This is a genomic window from Hominimerdicola alba 8, assembly GCF_000178155.2.
Taxonomy (GTDB): Bacteria; Bacillota; Clostridia; order Oscillospirales; family Ruminococcaceae; genus Hominimerdicola; species Hominimerdicola alba_C.
This window is the reverse complement of sequence record NZ_ADKM02000064.1, coordinates 1-1582: the sequence shown is the minus strand read 5'-3', so window position 1 is coordinate 1582 and position 1582 is coordinate 1. Positions and strand designations below refer to the sequence as shown.

The 1582-nt window shown below is 42.0% G+C and carries 1 protein-coding gene; it reads left to right on the top strand.

What is annotated here, in order from left to right; translation table 11 throughout:
• Nucleotides 1-76 precede the first annotated feature (76 nt).
• Entirely contained in the window at nucleotides 77-1537 is a 1461-nt protein-coding gene (locus tag CUS_RS06600; RefSeq protein WP_002848676.1) for an IS1182 family transposase, read from the top strand.
• The last annotated feature ends 45 nt before the right edge of the window (nucleotides 1538-1582 follow it).

Sequence of the window (1582 nt, the reverse complement as noted above, 5' to 3'; positions counted from 1 at the left end):
CAGTCTGTCGCAAAAGTCTACCCGAAAGGGTAGGCTTTTTTGAATAAGTGTGGTATAATAAAGAGGGGTGAAAAAGATGCTAGAAAAGAAAAGCAAAGAAATGAGCCAGTTAGAAATGATAAGCATAGAAGAATTTGTACCGAAAGATCATCTTCTGAGGAAGATCAGCAAAGCTGTAGATTTCGATAAGATCTATGATTTTGTTGAGAACTTGTACTGTCTTGACAACGGCAGACCCGGAGTTGATCCTGTCGTGCTTTTCAAAATGGTGCTGATACAGCATTTGTATGGCATACCATCTCTTCGTAAGACTGCGGAAGAGGTAAAAATGAACATAGCTTACCGCTGGTTCTGCGGGTATCTTCTGAATGAGCAGACGCCTCATTTTTCAACACTCAGCAGAAATTTCAAACATCGATTCAACGAAGAAGTGGTCGAAGAAATATTCTTCTGGATATTGTCAGAGATAAACGGTGCCGGATATCTTTCGCCCGAAGCGGTATTCATTGACGGAACGCACATAAAGGCAAATGCTAATATGAAAAAAGCTGTAAAGAAAGCAGTTCCGGAAGCCGCAAAGGTATATGAAGAACAGCTGTTAAAAGAGATAAACGAAGACCGTGAAAAACACGGAAAAAAGCCCTTAAAAGATAAGAATGGCAAGGACGGCGGAAATAGATCTGATAAAAAAACCGAAAATCCAACCGATGATCCAACAAAAGTTGAAAACGCAAAGGCTAAAGAAGTGACCGTTTCGACTACCGACCCTGAGTGCGGAGTTTTCCATAAGGGCGAGCATAAGAAATGCTTTGCATACGCAGCTCAAACAGCCTGCGATAAGCACGGATATATCATGGATTTCACTTTAAATCCCGGAAATGTACACGACAGCGTGGCTTTTGACGGACTATATGACAAGCTTACTGAACGGTTTAAAAAGATAAAATATGCAGTAATGGACTCAGCTTACAAGACCCCCTGGATAGCGAAGAAAGTGATAGATGACGGCAGGATACCGGTGCTGCCATACAAACGCCCTATGGGTAAAGACGGATTTTTCAGACCGTATGAATATGTTCTTGATGAATATTACAACTGCGTGATTTGTCCGCAAAACAAAGTTTTAAACTATTCAACAACTAACAGAGAAGGCAACAGAGAATACAAAAGCAAGGGGTATATCTGCAAGGATTGTCCGAACAGAGCAAAATGCACCGACAACGCCAAATGCGAAAAGACTGTAACTAAACATATCTGGCTCGATTATCTTGAACAGGTCGAAGACATACGGCACACCGCAGGTATGAAAGAGCTGTATGATAAGCGAAAAGAAACGATCGAGCGAGTGTTTGCGGATGCAAAAGAAAAACACTCGATGCGATTCACATATTTCAGAGGCTTGTCCCAGGTCAGCAAATGGGTCAGGCTTAAATTTGCTGCCATGAATCTGAAAAAGTATGCAATGCACCGCCGGAACAGGGGTGTATTTACTTGTTTTTTTGCTGCTTTTGACAGATATTGGCTGTTCGCGGCATGATTTAACCCCATATCCGTGGAGGATATGGGGTTTTGAGACAGACTG

Excerpts from the sequence above, each read along its gene's own strand:
- CUS_RS06600 (WP_002848676.1), top strand. The coding sequence starts at position 77 with ATGCTAGAAAAGAAAAGCAAAGAAATGAGCCAGTTAGAAATGATAAGC.